The organism is Paenibacillus wynnii (assembly GCF_000757885.1).
Classification (GTDB): Bacteria; Bacillota; Bacilli; order Paenibacillales; family Paenibacillaceae; genus Paenibacillus_AQ; species Paenibacillus_AQ wynnii.
In genome coordinates, this window is the sequence record NZ_JQCR01000002.1 from 454099 (window position 1) to 479351 (window position 25253).

The 25253-nt window shown below is 47.5% G+C and carries 16 protein-coding genes and 1 pseudogene; 5 read left to right on the top strand and 12 right to left on the bottom strand.

Features of this window, described 5'->3' with window-relative positions; translation table 11 throughout:
• Positions 1-49 precede the first annotated feature (49 nt).
• On the top strand, positions 50-937 hold the full coding sequence (locus tag PWYN_RS04820) for a carbohydrate ABC transporter permease (protein WP_052087756.1): 888 nt from the start codon (positions 50-52) through the stop codon (positions 935-937).
• Complete coding sequence (locus PWYN_RS04825) at positions 937-1770, top strand: carbohydrate ABC transporter permease (RefSeq protein WP_036649057.1); 834 nt, start codon at positions 937-939, stop codon at positions 1768-1770. The genes PWYN_RS04820 and PWYN_RS04825 overlap by 1 nt, the downstream gene beginning before the upstream one ends.
• Positions 1771-1972: 202 nt before the next feature.
• On the opposite strand, the gene PWYN_RS04830 is transcribed toward PWYN_RS04825, so the two are convergent.
• Positions 1973-4084, bottom strand: a complete 2112-nt coding sequence (locus PWYN_RS04830; RefSeq protein WP_036649059.1) for a beta-galactosidase — start codon at positions 4082-4084, stop codon at positions 1973-1975.
• Between the two features lie 118 nt (positions 4085-4202).
• Here PWYN_RS04830 and PWYN_RS04835 point away from each other — a divergent pair, with 118 nt between their 5' ends.
• Positions 4203-5057, top strand: coding sequence for an AraC family transcriptional regulator (locus tag PWYN_RS04835; protein ID WP_036649061.1), 855 nt, complete (start codon positions 4203-4205; stop codon positions 5055-5057).
• A 274-nt stretch (positions 5058-5331) separates the two neighbouring features.
• Here PWYN_RS04835 and PWYN_RS04840 read toward each other — a convergent pair whose 3' ends face one another.
• Together PWYN_RS04840 and PWYN_RS29515 are read right to left on the bottom strand one after the other, a co-directional pair.
• Complete coding sequence (locus PWYN_RS04840) at positions 5332-6399, bottom strand: SGNH/GDSL hydrolase family protein (protein ID WP_036649063.1); 1068 nt, start codon at positions 6397-6399, stop codon at positions 5332-5334.
• On the bottom strand, positions 6377-6580 hold the full coding sequence (locus tag PWYN_RS29515) for a hypothetical protein (protein WP_036649065.1): 204 nt from the start codon (positions 6578-6580) through the stop codon (positions 6377-6379). Before PWYN_RS29515 ends, PWYN_RS04840 begins: the two co-directional genes overlap by 23 nt.
• Here PWYN_RS29515 and PWYN_RS04850 point away from each other — a divergent pair.
• Positions 6573-7454 (top strand): AraC family transcriptional regulator, encoded by an 882-nt coding sequence (locus PWYN_RS04850; RefSeq protein ID WP_036649068.1) that lies wholly within the window; start codon positions 6573-6575, stop codon positions 7452-7454. The two genes, PWYN_RS29515 and PWYN_RS04850, sit on opposite strands and share 8 nt — an antisense overlap.
• Before the next feature lie 113 nt (positions 7455-7567).
• Complete coding sequence (locus PWYN_RS04855; RefSeq protein WP_036649069.1) at positions 7568-8848, top strand: glycoside hydrolase family 27 protein; 1281 nt, start codon at positions 7568-7570, stop codon at positions 8846-8848.
• A gap of 85 nt (positions 8849-8933) precedes the next feature.
• Here PWYN_RS04855 and PWYN_RS04860 read toward each other — a convergent pair whose 3' ends face one another.
• The 9 genes and pseudogenes from PWYN_RS04860 to PWYN_RS04895 all read right to left on the bottom strand — a co-directional run bounded on the left by PWYN_RS04860 (position 8934) and on the right by PWYN_RS04895 (position 24857).
• A complete protein-coding gene (locus PWYN_RS04860) occupies positions 8934-9254 on the bottom strand; it encodes a hypothetical protein (protein WP_036649072.1) in 321 nt (106 codons plus the stop codon).
• A gap of 15 nt (positions 9255-9269) precedes the next feature.
• On the bottom strand, positions 9270-9398 hold the full coding sequence (locus PWYN_RS30260; protein WP_276203405.1) for a hypothetical protein: 129 nt from the start codon (positions 9396-9398) through the stop codon (positions 9270-9272).
• Positions 9399-9442: 44 nt separating this feature from the next.
• Positions 9443-15088, bottom strand: coding sequence for an S-layer homology domain-containing protein (locus PWYN_RS29900; protein WP_084146598.1), 5646 nt, complete (start codon positions 15086-15088; stop codon positions 9443-9445).
• A gap of 170 nt (positions 15089-15258) precedes the next feature.
• Positions 15259-17538, bottom strand: coding sequence for a GH32 C-terminal domain-containing protein (locus PWYN_RS04870; RefSeq protein ID WP_036649075.1), 2280 nt, complete (start codon positions 17536-17538; stop codon positions 15259-15261).
• A 14-nt stretch (positions 17539-17552) separates the two neighbouring features.
• Entirely contained in the window at positions 17553-20009 is a 2457-nt protein-coding gene (locus PWYN_RS04875; protein WP_036649077.1) for a PfkB family carbohydrate kinase, read from the bottom strand.
• Positions 20010-20037: 28 nt separating this feature from the next.
• Positions 20038-21681, bottom strand: a pseudogene (locus PWYN_RS04880) (ABC transporter substrate-binding protein).
• Between the two features lie 106 nt (positions 21682-21787).
• On the bottom strand, positions 21788-22684 hold the full coding sequence (locus PWYN_RS04885) for a carbohydrate ABC transporter permease (protein ID WP_036649079.1): 897 nt from the start codon (positions 22682-22684) through the stop codon (positions 21788-21790).
• A 13-nt stretch (positions 22685-22697) separates the two neighbouring features.
• Positions 22698-23666, bottom strand: a complete 969-nt coding sequence (locus PWYN_RS04890) for an ABC transporter permease (protein WP_036649082.1) — start codon at positions 23664-23666, stop codon at positions 22698-22700.
• A gap of 222 nt (positions 23667-23888) precedes the next feature.
• Positions 23889-24857, bottom strand: a complete 969-nt coding sequence (locus PWYN_RS04895; protein ID WP_036649084.1) for a LacI family DNA-binding transcriptional regulator — start codon at positions 24855-24857, stop codon at positions 23889-23891.
• Between the last annotated feature and the right edge of the window lie 396 nt (positions 24858-25253).

Here is a 25253-nt window from a genome sequence, read left to right on the forward strand (position 1 = left end):
GGTGCCGCGAGCCGTCGCCCTCTTTACTTGTCTCCAGGAGTGATATGTGATGAGAAGAAAGTGGAGGGACCTTCCTGCCTTTCTCCTGTTTGTTCTTCCGGCAATGATCATCTTTATGGCCTTTTATGCCTACCCGATTCTCAAAGGCTTTGTGTACGCATTTACGGATTGGAACTCTTTTTTGGACACGCCAAGCTTTGTGGGCTTTAGCAATTTCCGGGAGCTGGCCAGCGACGAATGGGTTCGAACCGCCATGAAAAACAATCTTATTCTAACCGTTGTCGTTGTCATCATGCAAAATGCCTTTGCCGTTATTTTCGCCGTCATTCTGAATCAAAAGCTTAAAGGCATGGAAATTTTCCGGGCGGTCATCTTCCTCCCTGTCCTTCTAAGCACGGCAGTCATCAGTTATATATGGAGCTACATGTATTCGCCCCTGTCAGGCGTGATCGGTCCGTTTATGAGCTCAATCGGGCTTGATCATCTATCTAAGGTGGATTGGCTCGGCGACCCCAAATATTCCATGTTGTCCATTAGCGCCGTGTTGATATGGGAGTATACCGGCTATTCCATGGTGATTTATCTTGCAGGGCTCAAAACGATCCCTTCCGACCTCTACGAAGCGGGAGAAATTGACGGCGCAGGACGCTGGACACAATTCCGGCGTATTACCCTCCCTTTATTGGCGCCTTCTATTACAATTAATAGCGTGATTGCCGTCATTGGCTGCCTGAAGCAGTTCGACCAGGTCTATCTGTTGACGGGCGGCGGTCCGGCCCATAAGACGGAAACCTTCGGCACCCTGATCTATAATATTGCCTTCCAGTCTCAACGGCTTGGCTACGGGACATCCATCGCATTGGTTATGACAATCGGTATTTGCATCATATCCGCGGTTCAGTATGCCATTCTGTCCCGCAGGGAGGTGCACTACTAATGAAGAAGAACAATCTTCTGATCAAACTTGCAACCTATGTGGTCCTGCTGGCAGCCTCTTGGGCGATTCTCGCCCCCCTGAGCATCATGTTATTCAGTTCATTGAAGTCCAAGAAGGATTTGTTGGAAAACCCTACTGGATTGCCGTCTGAATGGATATTCTCCAATTATGCGGCAGCATGGGAAAAAGGCAACATGATTCGAAATTCCTTTAACAGCATAATCGTGACGGGATTCTCTGTAGCGATCGTTGTCGTTTTCGGTTCGCTTGCAGCTTATGCTATCACCCGCATCAAAGTAGGAAGCATTGCGGGTTGGACCTTATCCGCCTTCATGCTGGGACTGATTCTTCCGGCAAGCGCCGGGTTGATCCCCTTGTTTACCCAGATTCATAACATGGGGTTATTTGACACCAGAACGGGACTCATTCTCATTTATTCGGCTCAATGCATGTCTATGACGGTGTTCATCTTCTCCAAATTCTTCATAACTATTCCTTCCGAGATTGAAGAATCTGCACGGATGGACGGACTAAATCATTGGAAAACCTTTTGGATCATTATTGTTCCCCTTGTTCTCCCGGCTACCGTTACCGTCATCATCATCAATACGCTGTCTGTTTGGAACGACTTCTTCAACGCTTTAGTATTCCTGAGCACCCCTGAAAAGCAGACACTTCCGCTCGGATTGATTGCCTTCAAGGGACAGTTCAGCACGGACTGGTCTCAACTGTTTGCAGCTTCTATTATAATAGCATTCCCTATCTTGCTGCTCTATCTCTTCCTGCAGCGATATTTGATTGACGGCCTTACCGCCGGATCAGTCAAAGGGTAACGATATTAAGTTGACTGACCCTCTAGAGCATGTGGGCTGCAGCTGGTTTAAGCTCTCTATGATCCAACTAAACACAAGAAAGCCGGATCGGCTGCTGTACGCGGCACGTTCCGGCTTTTTCCATGTTTATTTATTTCCTACCTTCGGTCGGAAGTATAAAAGATTATACAGAACCAGATGTTAGACAGAAGATAAGACCCTGTCAGGGGGTACCAGACTCTCGAATCAAGGCAACTCCCTCGTTGCAATCCAGGACCATCTCCCCGTCGTTACCGACCTCGACGGGTAGACCCGACCAATAATCGTGATAGATGCCGGGCTTAGCAATAAGCCGCATCGGCTTCCCGCCCCTGTCGGATCTTGATTCGGCAACAATCACGCTTAAGGTCCCTCCGCGTTCGCCTTCTACGTGCAGAGCGAACGCCGTTCCCAGGCCTGCAGCCGGTTGCACGTAAGGTGCTAATTCCTTGGCCAAGGTATGGAGTATCCCATCCACAACGGCAGTGGCTGAGGGTTCATGAACCAACGAGGGGCCTAGAAGTCCATTTACGTATATGATCTTGCCCCGACCATACGGACGCTCATGGATTAACGGCTGTCCATCCTTTTGGAATCGGAATTCCCTCCACGGCTTCCAGCCGGCATCCGGTTGGAACCGAACCTCAGCACGAGCTGCAATTAGTTGGCCTAGCTTCATATGCAGCATCGCGATATCATAGCCTTCGTAGTTGGACTGAAGTCCCTCCGACTGCATGCCTATTCGGCTCGCTATACCACCAGGCCATGGACGATGAAGCCTGGCATTATAATCCTTGCGACCAGACGTCGCGTCCAAAACAAGCGTCCCCCCCGCTTCCACGAAGGATAGAATACGGTCTGCTCCTGCATCGTCCCAAGCTACCAGATGAGTGATAAAGATCAACCCACCCTGGCTCCCCTCTTCCAACGGAAGGTCCTCGAGTCTTGTCATAACGGCCGGAATCCCATACTGAAGCCACTTGGCATTAATCAAAGCCGCTCCGTTGGCTCCGTCCTGAAGCATCCGCCCCTTGACAGGAGGCAAGCCCATGCTCTCCACCCATTCCAACGCCTGTGAACGGACGTCATACAAGACCCGGACCTGCGGGGCCACCGGCTTCCATGAGCCCATATCCGCATGGATTCTGCGGAGAGTATCCTTAACCCTCCCCAGCATTCTGCTTCTGGGTGATGGCTCGTCCATATCTGTCAACAGCCCCCAATCACCCGCCTCAAAATCCATACTGCGGACATTTAAGCACCATCCCGTCACGGATTCCGCTCCTGCAGCCAAGCCAGATAAGAAGAACCTGGCAATTTCATCCGGAGAAGCCTCACAAGGACGATTTGATGAAGCCAGTGTATTCCCTGTCTGAACCTCCGTAACCTCCACTCTCTTCACGGAAGGTGTGGCTGCTTGCTTCAGCACCCCGGCGGCAATCAGGCCAGGGAACACCTGTCTCTCGGTGTATGTGAAGTTCCAAGCCGGATGATAAGAGGCTCCCATGATCTCGACCACTTTGCCCATTTCATTCAGATCCATGCCCCCATGTGCCTGATTATCCAGAAAAGGCATAGGATTGACACAGGTCTCCGTCCGGGTGTCGTGCTCTCTGACTCTATCCTTAATCCAAGCGATTTCCTTGCATAGCCAATGGCACCGGGATTTCCAGTCCTCCAACCAGGGACCATAGCTATTCCAATGGCTTCCCTTGTGCTCTTCTCTTGGTATATCCTCCGGGAACGGCACTTCCCCGAAGCTGGAGTAGCCAGTTCTCCAGCGTTTATTTAAACCTTCAATTTCATGGGAATAAGCGCCAGCGAGCCAATCCTGCCAATGCTTCAAGGATTCCTCCGTACGATCGCCCCCCCCTGTAGGCTCGTTCCACAGAATCCACTGCCCCAAGGCGGGATGCTCCCGGTAGCGGACGACGCAGCGAGTAATATATTCCTTCATAGGCTCCCTCTGTTCCGGCAGAAGGAATCCCGTATGCGAGTGCAGCATGGAGGGCGTGCCGATATGCCAGGGACCCGAATTTGCAGTCAATGTCGCCTTAATTTGGATTCCGTATTTAGCGGCTGCATTAAAGGCATAGTCGAATACGTTGAAGTCCCAGACCCCCGGCTTCTCTTCGATCCATGGCCACATGAGGAAGAGGCGCACCCAACCAAGACCTGACATATGAGCAGCCTCAAACAACCGCCCAACCCGCTCTTCCGTATCATCCGGCTCCAGCCACACCTGACAGCCCAAGCGGCTTCTTGCCCATAAATCACTTTCATCGCGATTCAACATTAGTTCCCCTCCAATTGTTATAATTATAAGAGTATTTTAACTTGTTCCTCCAAACTATTGTTATAATATAAAGACAATTAGTTATAAAATTCGGCCATACTGAAAGGGATGTATTCGAATGACTAGCCTCTACGAATTTCAAATGGCCGATGTACGGCTAAATCAGTCAGCGGTTAACCTAGCTCTGGAGCCGCAGTTCCGAGTCCATTATTGGGGTATTGCACCGAGGCATCAATCGAATCGAATTCACAAACACTCGTTCTACGAGATTTGCTATGTCCTCGAGGGCGCAGGGACGTATCTGGAGAACGGAGAAGAATTCCCCTTTGAATCTGAGACAATGATTCTCTCAAGGCCGGGTATTCCGCACCAGATTATCAATACGCCGGGAACCTATCTTATTTATGTTGGATTTGAACCCCTATTTCCCGGCAGCTCGGTTCACGAATTGGCACCCGTCCGGAAGATGTCCTTATCCTCTTCTGTTATCCAGCTATGGCTTGCTCTCCTTCATCTTGCCGAATCCATAGAGCCGGACAACCAACTGCTATGCCAGTTCTCCATGCAATTCCTTCAGGGGTTATGCGGGCCTTGGGACAGATATGCCGAGCATAAATCCAGAAGCAGGAGCCGTCTCCATCCCTCCGCTCTGATCCAACGGATGGAAGCCTATGTGGTGGACAATCTGGAACAAGCAATTTTAGTAGAAGACGCTGCCTTGCATCTCCATCTGTCTGTCCGGCAGCTATCCCGGATTCTCCGAAAGGAGATTGGAAGAACATTCTCCCAATTTGTCAATAAGCATCGACTTGACCGGGCTGCCCATTTACTGCGCACAACCTCACTTTCCATCAAACATATTGCGGACTTGACCGGATTCCAGACGGCTCAGTACTTCACTCTGGTGTTTACCCGGGGGATGGGAATTTCGCCCTCCCAATTCCGTAAGCTCTCCGGGAACCATATCCATTGAGGCTTAACTGCTCCGGTCCGCGTAGCATTTGTACGCCGCAGTTCGATCTGTGAGCTTAAGAGATAATACGTTATCAAACATGCAATTATCGGCAGGTTTGTTTATCGGTACAGAGAAAAAGACTGCAGCATGAAGCGGCTTGTGAAGCCGCTCAGCTCAGTCTTATGGTACAAGCAACAATAAGGGGTGTTCCAAACCAGTGAGGCCGATAGAGATTAGATCCTCCATATCCTCACCGGTGTTATCGAATTTTTTGAGGTTATGGACATGATGTTCACCACTGCATAAGGTCTTTAATTTGAACAGTCAGTTTTCCAGCCGCTTTGCTATGTGTGGCTTGGGATGGATGAAAGTCGGCCGCGTATCCATCTGCTGCCAGCTGCATGTCAAACTTCATTGCTGTAATATTGCTATCGCCAGTTTCCAGTGTATATTGCTTTACTGCTTGTTCGACAAAAGGATACAGTCTATCTCCCATGATTCCCAGTGTACACAGAATTAAGCTAAGGGGATTGTTGAGCCTGACCATTTTTAGAAATTCAACATACTTCTGGGCATATTCCGTTTGCTTGCCGATATCCTCTTTCGTGTATGAATCATCGTTCGTTCCGAGATTAATGACAATGAGATCAGGCACAAACTTAGTAAAATCCCAGCGTATTTCTTGGGGCACTAGTGTATCGTCAAATTCCCCCTCAGACTTGCCCACTTTTTCATAGTAATCCGGGATCAGATGCGTGGTAAGCTTTTGGTCGTTTTCAGTGTAGCCTGTTATAATGCCGTATCCGCTGTACGAAACCATGCTGTAATCAGCCTGCAGCTGCTGAGCACTTAGATACGCATAGGTTTTCGTGACATCTTCCGTAGCCGTAGAAAAAGAATGAAGCTCATACTCATCATCTACGCCATAGCCGCAAGTAATGGAGTCCCCGATGAATTCGATTTTATGTAAGCGGTCCGATGTTGGCTTAATTCCATCTGCAGCATTGACAGCGATCTCCTGAATCCCGACCGTTGACATCGCTGCCTCTGATAGTTTTGTGATCCTTACTGTGACCTCCTGCTCGGTATCGCTTTCAAATACAGTATACGATTTCAGTGGTTTATCTATTTGATCGTCTATAACCCGATTCCCGTTTACGCTGATACCGACTCGGGCCAAATTATTACGGGTTGAGACAATACCATCACCTTTTAATGTAATCTCCGCTTTTTTACCATAGAATGAAAATTCCACGCCGCCACCTGAGAGTGCCAGCCACAGAACATCGTTGTAATAGTGAGTCCGTCCAATGATTTTGACATGTTTCTCCGTTGCTTTAAATACTTGAGTTGGGGACATCGTTTAAACCTTCTTTCGCAAATTCTATATTTGTAACAGTAACAAAAGTGTTTTCTGTTTTCAATGAAAGACTATCAAATCCTGCTTGTATTCTTTTAGCCAATAGTAAAAATACTAGTGGGGTTGTATCATAGGAGTTATTACCGAAGACTATCACTACAAGGAGGCCATCCATGGGCATGTCCAAAGGCACCTACGGCTTTCGGTTCGCGGAAGATAAGGAGCTCCAGCTATGCGTTTTATTTGCGGCCGGGTGTGATTCAATCATTACTCCTTCATATCGCTGGGATGGGCTCGAGCGCAACGATGGGCCGCTCTTGCTGTTCCAGTACACCCTCTCGGGAGAAGGCGTATTTGAATCGGGGAATCGGACTCACCGTGTCACCGCCGGACAGGCTTTCCTTGCCGAAATTCCAGGACCCCACCGTTATTATTATCATCCGGAATCCAAAGCGCCTTGGGAATTCTTGTTCCTGTTGTTCCGGCCAAATCTGATCCTGCCCCATTGGCGCAAATTCCTCCGCGAAGCAGGTGAAGTACCTCATCTTCCCGCAGACTGTGCGCCAGTCCGACTGTTAAGGATGATTGTGAACGATGCGGCAGCAGGCAGAATCTCGGACCCTCTTATTGCCTCGTCGTGCATCTACCAGTTCATGACAGAGCTCTCCAGATTGCAGGTAACTACGCTGCGGAACAGGGACAACTGGTCAGTGAACGTAAAGCGTGCAGCCGAATTTATAGAGCATAACTATGGACAGATGATCAGCATCGATCAGCTGTCCGAGCATGTCTCTTTGTCCAAATATCACCTGATCCGCCGCTTTTCAGCCAGCATGGGTCTGACACCCGGCGTATATCTGACCCGCGTACGTACCGAGAAGGCCATGGAGCTGCTTCGAGGAACAAGCCTTAGCATTGAAGCCATTGCCGAGCAGATCGGCTACTCCAGCGGGAGTTATTTCATTAAAGCGTTCCGTAGCCTGACCGGACTCACACCGGGAGATTTCCGCAGCGGGGGCGAAAGCCTTGCCTACCGCAAATTGTTTTTTGATTAACTTAACCGCAATATAGTGCTATAACACTCGTAAGATTACTATAGATATTACTAATTACCTTTATTATGATGAATATGACAAGAGCAATAATTCATCAGTAAAGGAGATCTATAATGGATCATAAGCTTGCAGCACCTACTCCGCCGCTTGGCTGGAACAGTTGGGACTGCTACGGTGCGGCCGTAACAGAAGAAGAAATACGCGGGAATGCGCAGTATATGGCAGAACACCTCAAAGCCTTCGGCTGGAGCTATAATACCGTCGATATTCAGTGGTACGAGCCTTATGCAAATTCCTCTCAGTATCGGCCATTCGTTCCGCTGGTAATGGATGAATATTCCCGACTTATGCCTGCGGAGAACCGGTTCCCTTCCGCAGCGGGCGGTCTTGGATTTAAGCCCTTAGCCGATTATGTGCACAGTCTTGGACTGCAATTCGGCATTCATATTATGCGTGGCATACCACGACAGGCTGCCCACGCCGCCACCCCGATCTTAGGTACACCTGTGACGGCACGTGACATTGCACATACGAACTCCATCTGTCCGTGGAATACGGATATGTACGGTGTTGATGCCTCGAAAGAAGGGGCACAGGCGTACTATGATTCTCTCTTTGAACTATACGCACAATGGGGCGTCGATCTGGTGAAGGTGGACGACATCGCCGCTTCCAGACTATACGATACTCATCAGCCGGAGATCGCCTTGATCTCCAAGGCCATTAAGCGCTGCGGCCGCCCTATGGTGCTAAGCCTTTCTCCGGGGCCCGCTCCGGTGGAATACGCGGATTTCTTCACCGAGCATACCAACATGTGGCGCGTGACAGACGACTTCTGGGACCTGTGGTCGCTGCTGCTGGATATGTTTGACCGCTGTCGGAAATGGCAGGGTGTACCACAGGCCGGCTGCTGGCCGGACTGCGACATGCTGCCGCTCGGGCACATCGGCATCCGCTCTGTGGATGGCGGCGGAGCGGACCGCTGGACCCGGTTCACACGTGACGAGCAATTGACGATGATGTCGCTCTGGAGCATCTTCCGCTCTCCGCTAATCTTTGGCGGTGAATTGCGGGATAACGATGACTGGACGCTGTCACTGCTTACCAACCGGGAGGTTCTTCGCATGCACCGGGAGAGCCATGGAGCCAGAGAAGCGCTCTGCAGAGCTGATCTTATCGTCTGGACAGCCGGGCACTCCGATGGCACCCGTTATGCTGCCGTATTCAACGTCGGCGAGGATCCGCTGCAACTGGAGTTGGCCCTTGAAAAGATAGGCATGAGCGGAGTCTCCGCCGGCACCGAGATGTGGAGCGGAACGCCTGCCGATTTTGCCGCAGGTGTGCTACGGACCACAGTGCCGCCGCACGGCGTGCGGCTCTATAGCTTCATGTAAATAAAAGCCGGTTCTCCAGATTCATCTGGAAACCGGCTTTCTTTTTATGCAGATGATCAGGTACAAACAAATTCCCGCACCGGACTTAACCGGTACGGGACATTTTTTCAGCATTTCCGACTTCAAAGGCTATCGCTTCGTCGTACCCAAGACCTTTGGATTTCGTAATCATCTCTTCCTTGAGCTTGTTGTATTGAGCATCCTTTTTGGCGAAGACCATTTTCCAGGAGTATGGTTTCGAGACCTCAATCATGTTGTTCTTCACAAAATACTCTTTCGCCGTCATAACACCCATGGCTTCACGCCAACTTTTGGTAACCGGATCCGGATTATGGTTTAGTGTTGAAGTCCACAGGTTGTAGTCATACATTTCTCCGGTATCCGGGTTAATGTTCGTCAGCTTCAACGTTGTATTATTGATCTAATTCGTACCGTCCTTGAAAGTCCCACCGCCGTATTCCGCCGGTACTGGTTCGGCATTCGCCGGTATTGCCTTCCAGCCGAATTCAGTTACGAACGATTTACCGCTCTCGTCAATATCCCATGCCAATCCCTTAGGACCATCACCTTGCTTCCCCGGCTTTCCTATAGCGGTTATTTATTGACTTTGTCAAGCAATAGCGAGATGATTTGTGCACTTTCTGCACGGTTTACATGTTCATGCGGCATGAACAATTGGTTCCCTCGGCCGCTGACCAAGCCAAGCTCCTGTATGGCAGCGACCGCATTTGCAGCCCAGCCGCTAATCGTACCGGCATCCTTAAAATTACTTAAGCGATTGCCGGCAGTGTTCTGTCCTGTATGCATCAGATATGCTTTGTAAATCATGGTCGCCATTTCTTCACGGCTTATGGTTTCCTCCGGTGCAAAGGTATCTAAGCTTCTTCCAGTAACAATTCCCGCTTCGTATGCTGCGGCAATGGAAGAAGCGTACCCTTTCGTGGGTTCTACATCCTTGAATGCAGTTAAATTCGTCGCTGTTATTCCGAGTGCACGAGTAATCAAGGAAGCAAATTCAGCCCTGCTCACCTCTTGCTTCGGTGCAAATGCCGTTTCACTTACACCTAAGACAATTTGTTTCGCAGCCATCCTTTTTATTACGTCATGGGCCCAAAAAGAAGCATTAACATCTTCAAAGGATTTGTCATAAGTAAGGACGGCAAACTTACTGAAATGACTCACATTCGCCGTCCATTTATCGTCTGAAAAGGCTCCGCCCATATACTCCAGTCTGCCGTCATCTGCGATGTAATAAATGCCCGTCAGATCTTGGTTGGAATTCTCCTTTGCACTCAGCCTGATTGTGACGGGTTTGGAGAATTTCTCAAGCGTGAGCATCGTTCCATCGGGCCTCACAATAGACAATTTGAAGTCGTAGATTTCTCCGGTTGCAGAGATGACTGCCTGATTCTTATCTCCGACTAGCCCAAGCAGTTCTTTGCTTTGCTCTGAAGATAAAACTTCCATTTCAAAAGAGATCTTCGCTTGATCCAGTTCACTGCCCGTGACCTTCGATTGTAGTTCCTTTAGTACTTCTGCGGGAACTTCGACTTCCACATCTGCATTTTTTACTATCAGGGCATTCTTGCCGTCATTTGCAGCCATAGTCACAGGGAACAGCACCTGCCGCTCTCCCTTTTTCATCTCGAATGACAAGCTGTTCTTACTCGGAGGAGTGGTTGGATGAACTGGACCGTTCGGGTTAGACGGATTCGCCGGATTTTGCACCTTAACCGGTACATTGAAATCATCGACGTTGATATGTCCGAAACCACCTGTGGATTGGTCAACCACCTTGATATAAAGCTCCTGGCCGATATACAGCGAAGCATCCCAAATCTTTCTTTGATACTCCTCATAATTAGTAGCTGTCTCTTTAAATAGTTCTTTACCGTCCGATGCCCGGATCAGCGCAACATATAGCTTGTCAATATCACGCCCGCCACTAATCAGGAAGTTGATCTTACCATTCCCGCCAAGGACAAAATTCTGCGATTTCAGCATTCCAGTCAAGCTGTCACCGCCGGCCTCTTCGTTAAAGCCCCACAAATGATAACCGCCCGGAATTTTATGCGACGGATTGAAGTAGATCGTGTCCCAGAAAAACTGGGCACCGGTCACATGGACATCTTGGAAAGCGTCTCCTTCTGTAGTCCAGCCTGTTAAGTCGCCTGTGGCAAAATCATGGTTAGGCAGATCCGTAATATCGGTGTGGACGGAGTTATCCCAGTTGTTAGGCACATCGACCGGAGCAGCCTGTTCACCCGTCAAGGCATTCATATTCCATACTTCCATCGACTTGACCGTAATATCGTTGTCGGCCCAGACCTGCAATCCCAAGGAATCGTATCTTCCTACGTACACACGTGTGGTCAGTTTTTTCTTGTTATTGGCAAAAGCTTCAACAACCGAGCGATCCAGAAAAATATGGAGCTTTAGGTTCTCTCCGTCCAGATCCACGTATCCGCCTTGAATGCCATCCACGCGCACATCCGGATCTATGCTGCTCTTAGTCCGGTCCACATTGAAAGTTCCGTTCGTTTTGTCATAGTAAATCAGCGTTTCCTCCTGGCCGTTATCGGAGCGCCGTACTTTAAGACCAAATTTTTGGGATTCGCCCGGTTCGATCTCCATCACAATCTCCAGCATGTCGCCTTTGACTTTCTGGATCAATTGATTGGCAGCCTGCAATTTTTTGTCTGCAAAATCAACCAATTTAGCACCTCGTAGACTCTGCAATTCTTGAATCGGTTCTATGCGCAATTCATCATGCTCATCCAGACTTAACGAAACTGGCAGAGCTAAATTATGAGCCCATCCAGCTTGATATTCGGCCTGCGGTGTTCTTACATTCTGCACCATGGAATAAACGACCGTTCTTCCATCGGGAGTGACCATACCACTCTCTGCAGTTAAATATCCGTCGCCCACATCCATTTTGGAGGGGGTGTCTTGATCAGGTATAAACTTGAAGTTATCCCTGTCCCAGGTTCCAATCCAGTAAAAAACCTCAACATCTCTTTGCACATCGTTTGCTGGCGGTACATGCTCCGGCTTTTCATGTGGATTGATCATGAAGATATACTTTTCTTTGCCCTTGCTATCCTTACCTAACGGCAACAGTACCGGCAATTCCCATACCGTGCCTAGCTCCGGGTAAAGGCTTCTGTCACTGACATATAAGGGTCCCTTATACTCCCAGTTGTACATATCATCGGATACGTATACCAATGCTGTTCCGCTGCTGAAGTCTTTAAGACCGGATGTTACTAGCTGATACCACTTATCCGTCTCTTTGTCATACCATACAAACGGGTCCCTGAATTCGTTATGAATACCGTTTCCATTCTGCTCTGTAACCGGTTCAGGATGTTTCTCCCACTTCTCCAATTTAGGGTCCGATAAATCGGCCGGAGTTACCAGCCCTGTTCTTTGGTTCGGCGATAGAGCGTCATTGCCGGCGGTGTAGAACAGAACAGGTTTTCCGTCACGGTCATACGCTGCGCTGCCAGACCATGCACCATCCGGATCGAGGGTGCCCGCTTCAGGTGCAAGCGCTGGTCTCACATTTTCCCAATGTACCATATCGTCGCTCACCCAATGTCCCCAGTGGATTTGATGCCAGTATGGACCCTGCGGGTTATGCTGATAAAATAAATGATATTTGCCGTTATAATAAATCGGTGCATGCGCTTCATTCATCCAGTTTTGCGGAGGCATCGCATGGTACTGCGGACGATGCTGATCACCGTCGAGAACACTGGGGTCTTCATCGATATCACCATTTGCAATTTCCGGAATCGCGCCGCTGTGAAGCGACTTTACACTCTCATATTCAGCAAGGATCTCTTGACCCGTGAGCGCTTTATTCTGCAGTTTCACTTCATCGATAAGTCCACTGAACATGTTATACGAGAACAGGCCCGCCAGTTCTACGGGTTTATTATTTTTCCCGATAAGCAGGCTTGCTGTAGATGATGTGATTGGAACATTGAGGGGGGTTGCTTGGGAAGCCACTTCCTCACCGTTCAGGTACAGCTTAATCATTCCAGCTCCCTTGTCGAAGGTGGCCGTTATATAATTCCACTTGTATTTCTCAAGCGGGTGATCCTTAACCCATACCTGAATCCACTGGCCGCCAATCCCAACCTGCATGGACCATGATCCGTGCCGGTACATCCCTAGGGCGAATCCTTCAGCCTTTTCCTGATCGGATTGATTCACAATTGCAGACAGCTTATTGCCGTCTCCCCATTCATAGCTGCGCGGAGCAACCCACGCTTCGATCGTTAGCGCGTCGCTTACTTGAAGGGTATCCTTTGCATTGACCTCAATATAATTTGAGTATCCATCAAACAACAGGGCGCCGCCTTTTACTCCGCGCGGAGTCCATCTCGGATCCTTGGAGGCCATATATCTGGCGTTATTAAACACATAATTTACATTATGTTGAAGATTTTGCATTTCCTCAAGCGCCTTCTTTCCTGCGCCTTCATCAAATTTCATATGAAATATGATACCCGTTCCATTGGCTTGAAAAGCATCAACGGAGATACTAGCCTGATCGGATTGATCTACAACCTTGATATAAAGCCTCTTATTGAAATATTTTTGAATGTTCCAGGAAATATTCTCATTGGAACCGACAACCCCGGTTTTTGCAAGCTGATCGTTAGTGCCAGCATCATATAATGCGACATAGGCATCCTCCGGATGAACGATGTCTACAATGGTGAAGCTAATCGTCCCATTTCCATGAAGTGTGAAGGCACTGGAAGTAATTGAGCCCTTCCCTTCCTTGGTGGACTTAGCATAGAAGTTGCCTTCTTTTCCGGCACCACCTTCATCGGTCACTTGAAAAGCATCTCCCTCAACCACCCAGCCCTCAAAGTCTCCAGTCTCAAAGCCGCGATTCGCGATTTCGGTCGGGATAATGTTGTCGGCCATAATACCCTCTTCCGGTACAATTTCATTGAATGTATGGAAGGCATCCGCAAATATCACACCCCAATCCGAGAGTGCATGGTCGATGATCTCTATATATAGTCTCTTGCCGATATACTTGGACAGGTCAGCTTTATACTCTTGCATATTAGCGAGTCTCATGCCCTGTTCCGGGTCAGGGAACCCGGAATCGTTAAATTCGCTGTTGCCATATCTGGCAATTAAGTTTCCCGTATCCGCATCACTGATGCTGACATATGCCTGATCTGTATGCTTGCCTCCGCCCAGTCTGAAGGAAATCCAGCCTGTTCCTCCTAATTCAAAGGTGCTGGAACGAAGCACACCTGTCGCAGATTCGGCATACTTCCAACCATTTATATGATAGGCTCCTTCCTGATTGTAAGGAACATCTTCCGCCCACCAGGTAGTTTCATCCGATACGCTGTTTGAACCAAACGCTTCACCTTCCACAACGGTCCACCCGGTCAGATCCCCTGTTTCAAAGCTTGGATTATCTACCTGGTATCGCTTGAAATCCGGCTTGATATCCGTGGCAATGATACCTTCGGCAGGCTCGGATTCATGATACATAAAGAAAGCATCTGCAAAAATCAGTCCCCAGTCTGAGGTTGCATTATCTACGATCTCCACATATAGGTTCTTGCCCAAATAATCGGATAGATTCGCCTTGTATTGCTCCATATTGGCAAGCCGCAAGCCCTGGTCGGGATTTGGAAAGCCTACGTCTGCAAATGCGGTATTCCCATATCTAGCAATCACTTGACCCGTATCCGCTTCTACGATATTTACATATACCTTGTCAGGATTTTTTGCAGCCCCGAGTTTAAAGCTAATCCAACCGCTGCCTTCGAGTTCGAAAATGCTGGACCGTAGTACTCCTGTAGCAGCCTCGTCATACTTCCAGCCGTTTAGATGATAATCCCCCTCTTGGTTATACGGGATTTTTTCCGCCCACCAAGTGGTTTCGTCCGATACGCTGTTCTCACCGAAAGCTTGACCTCTGACAACTGTCCAACCAGACATATCCCCATTTTCAAAACCTGGGTTCTCAATTTGGTAGACCGTATCCGTGACGGATGAGCTCAAACCTTCAGTTGGATTCTGATAGACCGCATCTGTAACGGACAATCCTATATTTGCCTTTGGAAGGGTCGTTTCTCTAACATTAGAACCTGGCTTAGCTGCCACCGAGATTCCGGGAGCAACCAGCTGGAGAACTATAACCCCTATCACCATTTTGGATATCCAAGGTTTTCTACCTTTAGCTTTTCTCATTCAAGAGCCTCCTTCATACCTAATTTCGAGATGCTCTCCTAGTACAAGGATGAATAGTCATAAACTATGAAAGGAGAGAAATTAAATAAAGCGCTTCCAATTAATTTAATTCAAATCTTCTTTATCGTTCTTCTTTGAGCCCAATGGCAAGAAGCGCCAAAGCGCTTCAGCTACCAAATGGACTGTATATTCCAAATCTCCACAGATTTAACAAGTGGTTCTCCATCTCCCCAGAACTCTAACCCCACAGCATCCTTACGACTTGGATATACTCGGGTCGTAAGGCTTTTCAGACTGTTGGCATAGACTTCAACCATGGAGCGGTCCAAATAGATGTGAAGCTTCAGATTCTCTCCTAGCAGCTCCAGCTTCCCTCCTTGAACCCCTCTACCCTTTTCACCCGGATGCAGAGTCGTTTTCGTCCGGTCTGCCAAGAGCATATTTTCATTAAAATCATAATACAGCAATGTTTCTTCTTCTCCATCCGGTGAACACCGGACTTTGATTCCAAGTTGTGTTGCACTGCAGGGTTCCAGTTCCACTTGAATTTCAAGCATGTCACCTTGAACATCCCTTAGCGATAGATTAGCCTCAGCCAAAGACTTGTCCCGAAACGACAGCAGTTTAGTACCGCGCAGGGACTGAAGTTCCTGAATCGGCTCGATTCCCAGCCGTCCGTCCTCCCTCAGATATACACTAAGCGGCAAGCCGCCATTATGGGCCCAGCCCGATTGGTATTCAAGTTCAGATGTCCGGTCGCCTTGAGCTATTGTAAATATAATTTTTCTGCCCGTCTTTGGATCCACCATTCCGCTTGGGCCAGTAAAATGAAAATCACCAACGTCAATCAGTTCTGGCTCTGCTTGATCTGGAATAAATAAAAGATTGTGTCTATCAAGCTCCCCGATCCAATAGAATACCTCGACATCAGCTCCCTTTCCCACTGGACTGACCAATAGGAGATGTTTATGTTGGCCATCTTTGTCAGCACCAAGAGGGAGAAACACAGGAAGCTCCCAGATAGGTCCAAGATATGGGAACTTCAGAATATCCGCTTCAAAGAATGGCCCTTTGTACGTCCAGTTCAGCATGTCCTCTGACGCAAATGCCAGCGCTGCTCCGCCTCCGCCTTCCACTCCAGACCCAACCAAGGCATACCAGCCGTCCTCATCCTTCCATACGAACGGGTCCCGGAAATCCCCGAACACCCCCATTCCTTTCTTCTGTACGATGAGCGGCTCCGGATGTTTGACCCATTGAACCAAATCCGAGTCTTCATCCTGGGAATAAGTACTTCGGGCAAGTGCAACACTCTGATTCGGCGAAGCACTGTCATTTCCCGCCGTAAAGAATAAGACAGGCAAGCCGTCTGCATCATAAGTCGCGCTTCCCGACCAGATTCCGTCTGGTGCAAGCTGATCCTTTTCAGGTGCCAGGGCTACTGGAAGATCACGCCAATGTACCAGATCCTTACTTACCCAATGTCCCCAATGGATATGATAAAAGAACGGTCCAAGCGGGTTATGCTGATAGAACAAGTGATATTGCCCGTCAAAATAGATCGGTGCATGAGGTTCGTTCATCCAATGAGCAGGTGGGCTCACATGGTACTGTGGTCTGTGCCGATCCGTCAGCAGAGGTGTACGGTCCAGCTTGATCTGGTCATATTGAACTTGCGGATGGACACCCCCATATGCAGAATTTAGCACATGCTGATAAGAAGCGGCCACTTCCTCTGCACTTAAGGCCCGTTTATAGAACTTCAGCTCATCGATGATACCGCTGAACATCTGTAGGCTGAATACTTCTACCAACAGGCTGCTCTGATTATTCTTGCCAATAAGAAGATCCATGTCCACTGCCTCAAGTAATCGGGAACCGCGAGGCACGGCACTAGAAGCTATTTCACTGCCGTTCAAATATAGCTTGATTTCACCTTGATTCCCGTCGAACACGGCGTTCACGTATGACCATTCATTCTTGGGCAGTTCATAACCTTCCGGAGACCAAAGCTCCTTCCAGTTTCCTCCTTCCAGCCCAACCTGAAAGGACCAAGACCCGTGCCGAAACATGCCTAGAAGATAACCTTGCTTACGCTCCATATTGTGGCGGTTCACAATAGCAGTCAACTTTCCTTGATGACCTAAGTCATAGGAACGCGGTGCCAACCATACTCCTATACTTAGTGCTGATAGGAATTCCTGCTCGCCTTTCGTGTTTTCTTCATTCACCGAGTGGGCAATAGAAGTGGAGTAACCGTCGAACAGAAGTCCGCTTCCCGTTACGCCCTGTCTCCACTGCGGACCAGAGAGTTCGGTAAACTCCGCTTGATTATAGATGGACTGAATATCATCCTGGACTTGGGACACGCTTTCCAAAGCGCTTGCTCCGGTGCCTTCATTAAAGGCCCAGTGCATTATCAGTCCTTGATCGACGTTTATGTGACCCATTCATCATTCCTCCCTTATTTCTGTTCTAAGACACCGTCCGGAATATGGATAGATTTAAGAGTATGGATCTGCAGCGAATCTAATACAACTTGCCCGGATTGCGTGCTTACTTCAACTTTTTCAATTGGAGCATCAGGAAAAATTTGATCGGTCAGTGCAACCAGGCCATTGTTGGCATACACTTCAACCGCATTGCGGTCTAGCCATATCTGCAGCTTGATCTTTCCATTCTTTGCAACCATTTTGGCACCGTGCTTACATGCGAACGAAGGGTGGAAATCAGTCACACCCGATTTCGATCGGTCAATGAATAGCCATTGCTGAACAGGGTCATATCCGATAACAATCTCACTCAGCCCCGAGGATTTCAGCCCAATATGAACCTCTTCACCGGACCGGATATCGATATCTGCTTCGATTTCCAGCAGATCTTCGTTCATCTTCTTTATAAAGGGGGTCTCAGGTGTAACTGTGACTTCCTTCCAGTTAACTGATCCTTTGCGCAGCTGTTGTATTTCACGGACAGGCATTTGGGTCAGCACTACACTTTCGTCTTCGCTGGTCAGTGACAAGACGCGGGGCAGTGTCATGGCACCTCTCCAGGAACCGGTAGGCGTCTCGTTGGCATACTTCCAGTTACTCATCCACCCGATTATCACGCGCCGTCCATCCTGTTCAGGAATATCCGACCAGGTAACTCCCGCATAGTTGTCCCTGCCATAATCCTGCCATAGGATATGGTCAGCTGGATTATCATTAATGAACGTATTTCCATCGAATTCACCAATAAAATATTGTGTACGCGATCCTTCCGGGCAGTCCGGATGATCCCCGATACTTATGATAAGTACCCATTTGGAGTTTCCGGTGTCATCAACCGGCAGTTCAAACAGATCGGGGCACTCCCAAACGCCTTCGTGTGAGCCTTCTCCTTTGCCGAATTCTCCAGTCAGCGACCATTCACGCAAATTTGTAGAAGCATAAAACCTGGCGTGATCTCCCGCAACAATAACCATAACCCACCGCTCGCTTTGCGGATGCCAGAACACCTTTGGGTCCCGGAAGTCTATCAGATCATCCTCGGCGAGTACAGGATTCCCGTCATACTTATGCCAGATTTGACCTTTATCGCTGCTGTAAGCCAAGCTCTGCCGCTGACGCGGTTGTCTCGTCTCCGGATGAATATCCGCATGCGTAAAGATCGCGATGAGTCCATGGGAATCTTCAAATAATCCGCTGCTATTATTCCAATCAACTACACAGCAGCCGGAGAATATAGCCCCATGCTCATCCGGAAATAAAGCAATAGGCGCGTGCTCCCAGTGAACAAGGTCCTGACTTACAGCATGACCCCAGTGCATGGGTGCCCATTTACTACCAAAAGGATGGTGTTGATAGAAAAGATGATAGCTCCCCTCATAGTAGACTAATCCGTTCGGATCATTCGCCCAATTGGAGGGAGGTGAAAAGTGAAGCCCCGGTCTGAAACGATCGGCATTAAACTGTTTATTGCTCTCGAACTCTATCATCTGGTTAATCTCATCTGTCGTCGGCATAGACCCAAGAGCCCCTTTCCGTGTTGTTACTAACGCTGCACCGGCATTGGCAAAGGTCAGCATGCTGCTCATTTGCTGGCTAGTTAGATCGTGCAAAGAACTTTCGTTTTCCAGTACCTTATGTAACAGGCAGCCCAGAAAAGCATCGCCGGCACCTGTCGTATCGATGGCCTTGACCTTAAACCCCGGCACATAACCATCCTGACCTGCTACACGGTAATAGCAGCCTTTTTCCGCTAAAGTCACGACAATTAACGCGATTTCAAATTGTTGCTGGAGCTCAAGCGAGCCCTTTTCAACGTCGCTCGTACCTGTTATAAAAGAAAGTTCTTCTTCCGAAACTTTCAGAATATCGGCGTAATTCATGCACCAATAAATATTTTGCCTGGCTTCCTCTTTACTCTCCCATAACGCAAATCGGATATTCGGGTCAAACGAGAGCAACACCCCTGCTTCCTTGGCTTTTAGAACTGCCGTCCTTGTTGCGGTACGGGCCGGTTCATGGGTCATGGACAATGAACCAAAATGCAGAGCCTTGCAGGTTTCAATCCGACCCAGCGGAACATCCTTCGAGTGCAGGAAGGTATCTGCTCCCGGCTTTCGGAAGAAACTGAACGATCTGTCTCCCTGGTCATCCAGATGGACAAAAGCCAGCGTTGTATTCGCTTCATTTGTGAAAGATACATCAGATACATCAACACCGCTGCTTAGCAGTGTTCGGTGCAGTAAAGAACCGAATTGATCCTCCCCGACCTTGCTGATCATTGCTGTTCTGGATCCTAATCGGGATAGCGCAGCGGCTACGTTAGCAGGAGCTCCTCCCGGATTGCATTCAAACTGCTCGTTCCCCCCTGCTGAACGCCCTGCCGGAGTAAAGTCTATCAATACTTCTCCTATGGCGATAACATCAAGCACAGTTTCTCCCCACCTATCATCTATTTATTTATTTTTTCAAATTTGCGTTATAGCGATCCAGACCTGTTTGATAAATTTCCAGTAATTCGTTTAAACCCATCTTGTCGAGTGCCTTCAGATAGCTGTCCCAGCCTTCATCTGCATTGCCATCCACAATAAATCCAGCTCTTTGGGTATTTACATACTTAATCAGTTCAGGCTCAATTTTGTTAATTTTGTCTAATTCCTCCTGCTCAAAGAAGATGCTCGGATAGTTTTCCTTTTCCATATAAGGATCGTAATATTGCTTCAGATCTTTGGAGCGCTGCTGAGCCCGCGGTTCCATATCTACAATTTTTCCGAAATCATCGAAAGCAATGACACCAGGTGCGCCCGATCCCGGAGCAACCTTTTGACGGAATTCACCTGCAGAGACTCCATTAGGAAGCGGCAGATTTACCAGTTTTCCGTTTTCGTCTTTCTTATACACGATATCAAGCGGACCCCAGTGGATTTGAGCAGCCATGTTAGTTTCATACTGTTGGTCGATCCAACGCATGGTGACTTCCGGATTACTGTTGGCTTTGGTAATTACAAAAGATCCGCGTCCTGGACCACCGCCATTGGCACGTCCAATCGTTTGATCCCCATCCGGTCCTTTAAGCGGAGATAGCAGAACATAATCCTTGGCGCGCTCGGTTCCGACAACTTCTTCGACTTCCCACCAGACGTAAGATCCCAGCGTCTCATCGGTTGTTTTACCCTTAGCCAGATATTGTGCTGCTTCCTGGGTGAAGGATTCTGGATCAATCAGACCCTTCTTATACCATTTTTCATGGAAATAATTCAGAGCTTCTTTATATTCAGGCTGAGTTGCGGTAAAAATAACTTTCCCGTCGCGGACGACCCGGTGCTCCAGATTATCCGGAAGGCCAAAAGCCCCGAATAGTCCGGCAATGTCCATACACCACTGCATATGCATGAAACTTAGTGGAATCTCATCCTGCTTCCCATTGCCGTTCGGGTCCTGTGTTTTAAAGGCAACCAGGGCTTCAGTGTATTCATCCAGTGTTTGTGGTACCTTCAGCCCTAGCTTATCAAGCCAGCTTTTATTGATGACGTGAAAGAAGGGGTTGGTTCCCAAGTTATTCTCTTCAAAGGATGGCAGCCCATAGATGTGTCCATCCGGTGCTGTAATCGAGGATTTGATATCAGGCCGGCGGTCGAGAAGCGCTTTCAGGTTAGGCGCATACTGTTCAATTAAATCCTCCAGCGGAATAATGGTTCCATCTTTACCGTAATTGATTAACTCGAAATCAGTGAATCCGGCTGAATAAAAGGCATCCGGCAAATCACCGCTCGCGATCAGTAAGTTTTTCTTTTCTGTATAATCAGTGTCAGGAATGTTCTCCCAGTTAATTTTTACGTTGGTATCCTTTTCCAGACGTTTGAAAATTTCCATTTCCGAGAACTCCGGTGCCAATGAAGTTTTCGGGGATACCATTCTTAATGAAACTGCCTTGTTAACAATCGGAAGTCCGGTTTGATTGAAATTGGCTTCCTGATTTTTATTACCAGACTGATTCTGATTGCCAGCCTGATTATTAGCCCCATTACCATTTCCCTAACATCCGCTTACCGCAAACGCACCAGCCAACACTACAATTCCTGCACCTTTGAATAAAGATTTCATTCTACATAACCTCCCCTTATTTTGTTCCACAAGCTCAAATCATATATTGCTTATCCTGAGTCTTCATCTGATCCTGTACATCCCCCCTTTCAAAATCCAATCCATCTCATCCCTTGATCGAACCGATCATTACACCTTTAACAAAGTACTTCTGCAGGAAAGGATACAAGATGAGCAACGGCAGACTGGATACCATAATGACACCGTATTTGATTAGTTCTGTAACGCGCATCTTGGCTGCATAGGATTCCACATCGATCATCATGCCGGAGTTGACCTGATTCTGGATAAGGATGTTGCGAAGCACCAATTGTAGTGGATACTTGTTCTCATCGTTCAGATAGATCAAAGCGTCGAAGAAACCGTTCCAGAAGCCGACTACATGATACAGCACCATTACCGCCAGGATGGACTTGGATAAAGGCAGGACGATGCTCCAGAAGAACCTCGTATTGGAACATCCGTCAATCGAAGCCGCTTCCCACATCTCATCCGGGATGGACGACTGAAAAAAGGTTCTTACAATGATGACGTTGAATACACCGCCTGCCCCTGGAATGACAAGAGCCCACATCGTATTCAGCATGTGAAGATCCTTGATCAGCAGATAGGTTGGAATCAGCCCTCCGCTAAAAAACATAGTGACCAGCAGAAACCACATGATCACAGACTTTCCGGCCAGATCTCTGCGGGCTAACGGGTAGGCGGCAAACACAGTCACGGCTACTCCGATTAATGTACCGAGAGTCGCATATGTAATCGAATTGGCATACCCGATCCATATGGAGGAATCATTGAATATCCGCTCGTAACCATCCAGTGTGAAGCCTTTCGGAAACAACCAGACCTCACCAGAGTAGATATAATTGGGATCACTAAATGAGGCAATTAGTACAAAGTACAATGGAAATAATACGAGCAGCATAATTTTGGTCAGCAGAACGTAGTTGATGACGTCAAACCATACATCCCCTCTGCTTTTTCTTTTCAATAATTGATTCAAGATGAATTCCCCCTTACCACAGACTGGTTTCTGTCAGCTTTTTGGCGATACGGTTAACAGTGAAAATCAGAATAATATTGATCAGTGAGTTAAACAGGCCAACTGCCGTTGAAAAGCTGTATTGCGCTTTCTGAATCCCCATTTCATATACATAGGTAGGGATAATATTGGAGGTGGCATAGTTTAAATCACTCTGCATAAGGAATGCTTTTTCAAAGCCTATGCTCATAATGTTGCCGAGTGCGAGAATCAGCAGGATAACGATTGTCGGCAAAATACTTGGGATATCAACATTGAGTATCCGTTTCCATTTATTTGCTCCATCCATAGTCGCAGCTTCATGAAGTTCGGGATTGACCCCAGCAAGAGCAGCCAGGTATATTATCGTGGCGAAGCCTGTCTCCTGCCATATCCCGGATAATATATACAAAGGACGGAACCAGCCTGCATCGGCCATAAACAGAACGGGATTTCCTCCGAGCCAGGTAATTAGGTGATTCACAATTCCACTGTTTGGAGACAGAAAAACATTAAGCATTCCGACCAGTACTACGGTAGATATAAAGTGCGGTGCATAAATTACTGTCTGCAAAAATTTCTTATATGACTTGCCTAGCATCTGATTTAGCATAATAGCAATGATAATGGGAGCCGGGAAACCAAACAGCAACGAAAGTAAACTGAGTGAGAGCGTGTTCTTCATGATTGTCCAGAAGTTATAGGAATTGAAAAAGTCTATAAAGTGCTTAAATCCTACCCACTCACTTCCCCAGATACCCTGACTTGGTAAGAAATCCTTAAAAGCAATCTGCACCCCATACATCGGGTAATACTTAAATACGAGATACAGAATAATGATCGGCAGTAAAAACAGGTACAGTTCGTAGTCACGTTTGACCCGGCCCCATCTTTTCCGTTTTGGTTTGATCAGGGAAAGATCCACCTCGCTGGGTATTGAATTCACGTTTATTCTCCCTTTCATGTTAAAGATTTTCGTTTTTGAAACGTTTCCAATTTTAGTTTAGAAAAACCTCAGTCGGTAGATCTATACCAAGAATCAACCGGAAAGCCTGATGATTTTAAGATCTTTTTTAAGAACTGGACGTTCCTGAGCATTATTGAAACGTTTCCAATTCAGGAAGAAAAACAACAGTTTGTAGAGTACTTACACAGGATGCGCTGATGTTTTTCGATCCAAATGAAATCATGTAGTTTCACCTTGTTTGAATATAACAGGGATACGATACACTTGTTTATCTAAAGGTATGCCTTTGATCTTGTTATAGAGCAGTCTGATTGTCATGCGTGCCATCTCTTCCACCGGCTGCCTGATCGTTGATAGGATAGGATGAAAATAAGAATTATCCTGAATGCCGTCATAACCTACGACCTTCACATCTTCTGGAATACGAATGCCCTGCTTGCGTGCTTTGTCTATATAGTTGGCAGCCAACATATCGGTAATGGCAAAAATGCCATCAACATCGCCATGCTCGCTAAGGAACTCGTTAATATAGGCTTTGTCATCCACAATGGGATCCGGCTTCTCGTAGATTACATAGTCGATTCCCAAAGCTTCCGCTTCATGAATGAATCCTAGTCTCCGGTTCATGGTTTCACTAAATACAGAAGTGACGCTTCCCATAAAAGCCGGTCTCTTGGCTCCCGCTTTCACAAGCTCCCTTAAAGCAAGACGTCCTCCCTCATAATTATCTGAGGTCACACAGGTAATCTTCTTGTTAAAGTGTCTGTCGATACTCACAATCGGAATGTCGTTGCTTACATTATTCTCGATATCATTGTAAGTTATGCCAACAATACCCGCCACTTGGTTCTGCCGGAGCATATCCAAATAATACAGTTCCTTTTCGGGCTTGCCTCCGCTGTTACATAGCATCAGCTTATAGCCTTCCCGGTCCAATTCATCCTCAATGTAATAAGCCAATTCAGAAAAGAATGGATTCCAGATGCTAGGAAGTAGCAGAGCTACCATCTTGGATTTCTGCATCTTAAAATTTCGGGCCACTTCATTGGGGAAATAATTCAGTTCTTGTATGGCTTCCTCTACTTTTTTGCGGGTCTTGGGTTTTACAGCGCCAGAGTTATTAATGACTCTGGATACGGTTCCTACAGCAACACCGGCTACGATAGCTACATCTTTAATACTTGTCATTTAACACCCCCGAACTCTCTATGGAATTTATAATAGCACCAAATTGGAAACGTTTCAATATCTTTTTTGGAAACGTTTCAAATTCACTAAAATGTCTTTACTTAAGAATGATATCGATACGCTTACTCATGCCCCTTGGGTGCAAGTAACGGGCAAGAACTAAGGAAAACAGATGAACAACCTACAGTGGAGACATAGTAAAAACAAAAAGCGGCTCATCCGCAGACAAGTCGCTTTATTAACTCTAGATTATTAACGGGTACTAGTTTGAAGTAATTATTTCCCTCCTACCGCTTCACCTTATAAAACTCATGATACAACTTCCCCTTTTTGGCGCGGTAGCTTTCAATGGCAATTCTTCTACAAATGATATTGCAATGAATTGGCGATATCAAC